This window comes from Vibrio cholerae ATCC 14035 (assembly GCF_000621645.1).
In the GTDB taxonomy this organism is placed as follows: Bacteria; Pseudomonadota; Gammaproteobacteria; order Enterobacterales; family Vibrionaceae; genus Vibrio; species Vibrio cholerae.
In genome coordinates this window covers 1-6,520 of sequence record NZ_JHXR01000048.1, presented here as the reverse complement: position 1 = coordinate 6,520, position 6,520 = coordinate 1, and the positions used below count along the sequence as shown (strand labels likewise).

Annotated in this window: 12 protein-coding genes; 10 read left to right on the top strand and 2 right to left on the bottom strand. The window is 42.3% G+C overall.

The window, feature by feature from the left end; all coding sequences use genetic code 11:
* Positions 1 to 48 precede the first annotated feature (48 nt).
* Positions 49 to 546, bottom strand: coding sequence for a GNAT family N-acetyltransferase (locus T411_RS0115350; protein WP_000982260.1), 498 nt, complete (start codon positions 544 to 546; stop codon positions 49 to 51).
* Complete coding sequence (locus T411_RS0115345) at positions 543 to 815, bottom strand: type II toxin-antitoxin system TacA family antitoxin (protein ID WP_000246253.1); 273 nt, start codon at positions 813 to 815, stop codon at positions 543 to 545. The genes T411_RS0115350 and T411_RS0115345 overlap by 4 nt, the downstream gene beginning before the upstream one ends.
* Before the next feature lie 230 nt (positions 816 to 1,045).
* On the opposite strand from T411_RS0115345, the gene T411_RS0115340 reads away from it, so the two are divergent.
* The 10 genes from T411_RS0115340 to T411_RS0115295 all read left to right on the top strand — a co-directional run.
* Positions 1,046 to 1,714, top strand: coding sequence for a RipA family octameric membrane protein (locus T411_RS0115340; protein ID WP_000043871.1), 669 nt, complete (start codon positions 1,046 to 1,048; stop codon positions 1,712 to 1,714).
* Between the two features lie 151 nt (positions 1,715 to 1,865).
* Positions 1,866 to 2,153 (top strand): TRADD-N-associated membrane domain-containing protein, encoded by a 288-nt coding sequence (locus T411_RS0115335; protein ID WP_000426470.1) that lies wholly within the window; start codon positions 1,866 to 1,868, stop codon positions 2,151 to 2,153.
* Between the two features lie 140 nt (positions 2,154 to 2,293).
* Positions 2,294 to 2,665, top strand: coding sequence for a MazG nucleotide pyrophosphohydrolase domain-containing protein (locus T411_RS0115330; RefSeq protein ID WP_001164080.1), 372 nt, complete (start codon positions 2,294 to 2,296; stop codon positions 2,663 to 2,665).
* Between the two features lie 222 nt (positions 2,666 to 2,887).
* Entirely contained in the window at positions 2,888 to 3,157 is a 270-nt protein-coding gene (locus T411_RS1000000121385) for a type II toxin-antitoxin system TacA family antitoxin (RefSeq protein WP_000179600.1), read from the top strand.
* Positions 3,154 to 3,687: a GNAT family N-acetyltransferase gene (locus T411_RS0115320; protein WP_000118351.1), complete on the top strand. Its 534-nt coding sequence runs from the start codon at positions 3,154 to 3,156 to the stop codon at positions 3,685 to 3,687. The genes T411_RS1000000121385 and T411_RS0115320 overlap by 4 nt, the downstream gene beginning before the upstream one ends.
* A gap of 201 nt (positions 3,688 to 3,888) precedes the next feature.
* Positions 3,889 to 4,146 (top strand): type II toxin-antitoxin system Phd/YefM family antitoxin, encoded by a 258-nt coding sequence (locus T411_RS0115315; RefSeq protein WP_000861987.1) that lies wholly within the window; start codon positions 3,889 to 3,891, stop codon positions 4,144 to 4,146.
* Positions 4,134 to 4,436, top strand: a complete 303-nt coding sequence (locus T411_RS0115310; protein WP_000229317.1) for a type II toxin-antitoxin system RelE/ParE family toxin — start codon at positions 4,134 to 4,136, stop codon at positions 4,434 to 4,436. The genes T411_RS0115315 and T411_RS0115310 overlap by 13 nt, the downstream gene beginning before the upstream one ends.
* Positions 4,437 to 4,669: 233 nt before the next feature.
* The gene (locus T411_RS0115305; RefSeq protein ID WP_000186333.1) at positions 4,670 to 5,587 is read left to right on the top strand and encodes an alpha/beta hydrolase; all 918 of its coding nucleotides are present in this window, start codon (positions 4,670 to 4,672) and stop codon (positions 5,585 to 5,587) included.
* 207 nt (positions 5,588 to 5,794) lie between these two features.
* Complete coding sequence (locus T411_RS0115300; protein WP_000107462.1) at positions 5,795 to 6,037, top strand: hypothetical protein; 243 nt, start codon at positions 5,795 to 5,797, stop codon at positions 6,035 to 6,037.
* 174 nt (positions 6,038 to 6,211) lie between these two features.
* Positions 6,212 to 6,520, top strand: a 309-nt coding sequence (locus tag T411_RS0115295) for a hypothetical protein (RefSeq protein WP_027694909.1), incomplete at its 3' end; no start/stop codon positions are given.

Below are 6,520 nucleotides of genomic sequence, written 5' to 3'. Positions count from 1 at the left end.
GTTGCCAGCCCCTTAGGCGGGCGTTAGTTTGCTAAAGGTAGTGGATAACTAGCCTAAGCTTGCTCTGATATCAGCAATGGTGATGAAGAGTTTGTTTTCGGCATCTTGAAACGCTTGAAACCCATAGCGCTCATAGAAATGTTTTGCACCATCTTTGGCATCAACAATGACAACAGGGAACGCTACACTGTCACTGGCTGCGAGTAGCTTTCTGAGAGCGTCAATGAGTAGCCACTCACCAAAACCTTTTCCTTTGTATCTATCGTCGACAGCTAAACGAGCAATGAGCCCTCCAGAGGTTGAGGATTGGTGCTTCTTTTGTAACTTGTCGGGCAAGGCTTTCAAATCAATGGGCGTCATAGTCAGAGTGTAAAAGCCGATGATATAAGCACTGTTATTGTCATCTTCCAAAACGAAGGTTCTGGTGTTGTCTTTTTTGGCTTGCTGACTCGCCATTACTTTTAAGTAATTGTTGAGTGCTTCAGTGCCACAATTGAAACGGTTCCTATCGTGCTTATCTTTATCGAGAAGTACCGTATTCATCATTGAGTTTTGCTCTCATAACGTTCGGATGCCAATTTGAGCTTTGCATTTACTACAGCTGGATTATCAAGAGCTTCCATCAGCAATACGGCATCAGCTTGGCTAAGCTTTAGAGCTTGCTCACGTTCAATGACTTGTTTTGCTTTTTCGATTGCTGCATTCAAAACAAATGAGTTAATACTAGACATACCAGCAAGAGCAGCAGCCTTAGCGAGTAAATCTTGAGTATCGACATCAACTCTAGCGGTGATGCGAGGCAAAGTCGTTGCCATAGTTTTATCTCCTGTTGTGTCAAACTGTCACATGGGCATTATGGCGTTAAAGTGTTCAACAAGCAATCTTTGTGTCACTTTGGCACGCAAACTAACAAGCGCCTCAAGAGGGACTGTCAACGCGCGGCGTTTCCAGTCCCAATGAGCCGCGGTGGTTGCAGTTGTTGTGTTTGAGTTTAGTGGTATGCGTTGTCAGCCCCTTAGGCGGGCGTTATATGAATAGGAAACATATGAGTAAACAGTACGATAAAGAAGAATACATAAAGAAATTTGAGACAGATAAATCGCACTCTATTTTATTACAGTCGGCATTTGCTCAAGCTTCAGATATACGAAAGTTTGAAATCGAGCTTTACTGGAAAAGAGCGACGTATTTTTGGGCATTGATAGCGGTTGCCTTTGCCGGCTTCTTTGCCGTAGCTTCAGGAGATTTTAAAGGTGGTGGTCAGTCGCTGTTCCTAACAATAATTGCTTCAACTGGTTTTGTTTTTACTTTCGCTTGGTTTTCTGCGAATAAAGGTAGCAAGTATTGGCAGGAAAACTGGGAAAATCATCTAGATCTTCTAGAAGATAGCGTTACAGGGCCATTATACAAATCCTTTTTGGAACGACCGCCTGAAAGTGAGTTCTGTAAAAAATATATAACAGGCCCTCAACGATACTCTGTTTCTAAAATTAACCAATGGGTTGCTGTCTTTACGTTGTTTATCTGGTGTGTGTTAGTGATCTTTTCACTATCGACATACAAAGAAAATTGTTCAGTTGGGTTTGTTTTTCATGTGTTAATTCCTATTACTGCGTTAGCACTGTGCCGAATAATGATCTCAAAAGGCAAAACTCATGATGGCTCGCATAACCCTAAGTTTTGGTTGCGAGAAGTTAACGTGACGAAAGATTAAATTCATATAACAAACGCCTCAAGAGGGACTGTCAACGCGTGGCGTTTCCAGTCCCAATGAGCCGCGGTGGTTACAGTTATTGTGTTTGAGTTTAGTGGTAATGCGTTGTCAGCCCCTTAGGCGGGCGTTAGTTTTAGAAAGGAGTTAATCTTTGGAAAATGCATTAAATGCCATAGCGGAAGCCATAATATGTACTAATGCAGATTCTGTTGCTTATATATCTGCGGGATCTGGCGTGATTGTAGAGTTTATCTCTGGTGTATTCTTCTGGCTCTATAGTAAAACAACACAACAATTGAAAGGCTATCACGATAGCTTAGTTGATATTCAGAATGTATTACTCTCATTCAAAGTTGTTGAGGATACTGCTGATAAAGAAACAAAGCTTGAGATGGCTAAAATAATGATAACGTCATTAAATAGTGCAAAAAATGCATAACAAACGCCTCAAGAGGGACTGTCAACGCGTGGCGTTTCCAGTCCCAATGAGCCGCAGTGGTTATGGTTGTTGTGGTTGAGTTCAGTGGTATTGCGTTGCCAGCCCCTTAGGCGGGCGTTATGTGTTTTGTGGGAAGTTAAATGCAACATCTTGATAAATTGCTTGAAGTAGCCAAACGAAAATCTGAATTCGACAAGAATAATTCTTGGTATTTAGGCTCATCTACTTATCTGGCTGAGATTAAACAAGAAGTCGATGAAGTTGTCGAAGAAATCCCTAAGAATCGACTCTGTTACCTCGAAGATGAATTAGGTGATGTGCTGTGGGACTACCTAAATACGATCCTGTCTCTCGAAAAAGAGGCAGGAGTTAAGATTGAGTCTGTAGTCCAAAGAGCATGTCGGAAATATGAAGAACGTGTATCTGCAATCGAGAATGGTATTTCTTGGGATGAGGTGAAACTCAAGCAGAAAAAAGAGCTAGAACAAGAGCAATCATCAGCACACACATAACAAACGCCTCAAGAGGGACTGTCAACGCGTGGCGTTTCCAGTCCCATTGAGCCGCGATGGTTACAGTTGTTGTGTTTGAGTTTAGTGGTCATGCGTTGTCAGCCCCTTAGACGGGCGTTATATTCTCCCTCGCCCCGTAAACTTTCCGTACGAATTGAATGTGCTTTAAGTTTGGCCTATAATCGCTCAACTGACGGAATGTATCCGTACGCAGGAGGGGTTATGGCAACGGCACGTTTAGATATCCGCCTTGATGAAGAGATCAAGGCAAAAGCTGAAAAGGCATCGGCTTTACTTGGTTTAAAAAGTCTCACTGAATATGTGGTGAGACTTATGGACGAAGATGCGACTCATGTTATTGAGGAGCATGAAAGTATTATGGTTAAAGACAGTGTTTTTGACGAGTTTATGGCTGCGTGTAATAAAGTAAAAGCACCGAATCAAGCTTTGCTTGAAGCTGTTAAATTTACAGAGAAGAGCGGTATCAAGTGAGTTGGGGCAAAGAGTTTGTAGAACTTAGTAAATCAAAGCATGACCGCGACTCATTTGACTGTGGTGAGCAAGAGCTAAACACATTTATCAAAACTCAAGCTGCAAAGCACATGCAAGCAGGTATTAGCCGAACAATGGTTTTACCTAGTGCTCACCCACTGTTAAATCAAAAATTCGCTATTTGTGCCTTTTATAGTGTTGCACCGAGCTCAATCAGCCGAGAAACATTACCGGCACAATTAGCAAAGAAACTACCGAGGTATCCAATCCCTGTTTTTCTGTTGGCTCAGTTAGCTGTGCACAAAGAATTTCACGGTTCTGGACTTGGAAAGGTCAGTCTAATCCGTGCGCTGAAGTACTTGTGGGAAGTGAATCATCACATGAGAGCATACGCAATAGTTGTGGATTGTCTGACAGATTCCGCTCAAGCGTTCTATACGAAGTTCGGCTTTGAAGTATTGTGCGAACATAATGAGCGTATTCGTATGTTCTTACCGATGAAAACGGTAGAACAACTTTTTAATCAATAGGCTACGAATATAACAAACGCTTCAAGAGGGACAGCCAACGCGCGGCATTTTTACTATGCGTTGGTTTTTGTGATTACGGTGTTATACGGTAAGTTAGTAGTGGCGTTGGCTGCCCCTTAAGCGGGCGTTAGCCGTTTGAAAGCTTGCTATGCTTAGAGTGATAGAATAGTATCACTTTAGTATTTCTTTGGAGCAGCTCAAATGAAAGTAGAACTTGTGACGTCACTAAAACGTCAGGCCACTAAGATCCTTGCCGATCTTCATGATACGAAAGAGCCAGTATTGATAACTGAGCACGGAAAACCGTCAGCTTACCTTATTGATGTAGACGACTATGAATTTATGCAAAATCGTTTAGCGATCCTGGAAGGTATTGCTCGCGGAGAGCGAGCTTTAGCGGATGGTAAAGTGGTCAGCCATCAAGATGCTAAGGACAGAATGTCAAAATGGTTGAAATAATTTGGACGGAGCTGGCTCTATCCGACTTGAATGATATTGCTGAATACATCGCGCTTGAAAATGTCGTGGCTGCTAAACAACTGGTGCAAACCGTTTTTACAAAAGTTGAACGTTTGGCCGATTTTCCAGAGTCTGGGCGCGTCCCTCCAGAACTAGAACACCTCAATTATCGTGAAGTCGTTGTAAGTCCGTGTCGTGTTTTCTACAAGTATGATGATGCAAAGGTTCGTATTCTTTTTGTTATGCGTGCGGAGCGAGATTTGCGTCGGTTAATGCTTACGAAACAGTAGGTTTGAAAAAAACGGCTAACAAACGCCTCAAGAGGGACTGTCAACGCGTGGCGTTTCCAGTCCAATGAGCCGCGGTGGTTGCAGTTGTTGTATTTGAGTTTAGTGGTAGTGCGTTGCCAGCCCCTTAGGCGGGCGTTATGTTTAATCAGTATCACAAATTGCCACTGTTTTTATATACAGTTTTATGTGTTCGGCTATCATCTCGAGCTTTGAACACATTCGAAGAATTAAATATGACCAACTATCTAGAGCGTGGCATTAAAGAACTCGTTGAAGAGTTCATTTCTAGTGGAAAACCCTGTCCATCAAAACAAACTATTTCTGAGCGTCGGGCAGGTTATCTCTCAAGTACGGTTTTGGCTGGCTCAAGTCCTGAAATGGCCGATGAGTTTGTTGATGAGCTGGATGGCATACAAGTCAAAGTTTATAAGCCAAGCGATAAAATTGATTTGCCAATTACAATTTATTTTCATGGCGGTTGTTTCATTAGCGGTGGTTTTGAAACACATGAAGCACAACTAAGGCAGTTAGCTCATTTATCAGAGACTATAGTAGTTTGCATTAAGTACCGCTTAGCACCAGAGCATGCATACCCATCAGCTCATGATGATGTATTTCAGGCCGCATTAGGTATCAAAGAACATGGTCATAAATATGGCGGCGATACTGAACATGTATTCTTTGTCGGTGATAGTGCAGGTGCACAATTAGCTCTTGCTACAGCACTTCGTTTGAAAAATAAAAAGCTGTGGCTACCTGAGAAACAAATCCTAATATATCCCATGGTTGACCCCTTGGGGGTGTCTGATAGTTATCAGAAAAACGGTACAGATTTCATTATTACTGCACAAATGTTGTTGTCCGGTTTCCAGCTTTATGCGGGTGAGTCAGAGCGGTTGGCCAGTGAAAAAGAACTGAATCTATTGGCACGAAAGGATCTTCAAGGTTTACCTCCAACCTTGATTATCACTGCTGAGTATGACCCACTGCGAGATGAAGGAGAGCAGTTGTACAGGTTGCTTCTTTCCCAAGGTGTTGACGCTTATTGTGAACGTTACCTAGGTGTAATACATGGTTTCTATCAACTGTCGGGTGTAAGTGAGTCTGCAAGGCGTTGTATTAGAAATATTGCAAATGCAATCAAAAATTAAACATAACAAACGCCTCAAGAGGGACTGTCAACGCGCGGCGTTTCCAGTCCCATTGAGCCGCAGTGGTTTCGGTTGTGGTGTTTGAGTTTAGTGGTAATGCGTTGTCAGCCCCTTAGGCGGGCGTTAGCTCTCTTTCAAAGTTCATCGCAGAGTCCAAAAAGCCAAGCTGGATTTGAAGTTCTTTTTAGCAATATTTCAGGAGATAGTATGAGCACAAGGTTTTGTGAAAAGTGTGGGAAGAACACTGAACATAAAGAAGTGATGAAGCAAAAGCCATCAAAGTACGGTAAGTCCAAAAGAGAGCAGTTCAAAGCATTTCTAGATGGATTTTTTAGTAGTTCGGCAGCCTCTTTACCTGGTGGCGTTTCGTTAGAATTAACAGATAGATATGTTGTTTGTGCTATCTGTGGTAGCACAACTTTAGAAAATCATGGTGAACAATTTCAGTAACCTATTCGCCAAGCAGAGAGCTAACAAACGCCTCAAGAGGGACTGTCAACGCGCGGCGTTTCCAGTCCCATTGAGCCGCGGTGGTTACGGTTGTTGTGTTTGAGTTTAGTGGTAATGCGTTGTCAGCCCCTTAGGCGGGCGTTAAATGCACAAGTGAACAGTTTGGATTTACGGATGAACAGAAATATAGAGTTTAGAACTAAGAAATTGCACTCGAAAATAGTGTTGTCCATGGTGGCGAGTTATGTGGTTTTTACTCTTGTTTTTAACTGGTTCACCGAAACTGAATTTCAACTATGGTCATTCCTTGTTGGAGTGACAACTATGGTTGTTATCTATTTATTTTTAGCCCTATTCCTATTTAAGAAGGCACATTTGTCCGTTACGGGAGGAGACGTTTTTCTCCATGGTCTAAAAGCCGAGTTGATAGCCAAAAGAGGTATATTTGGAACGCAGTATATTCAAATTACCTCAAATACAGAG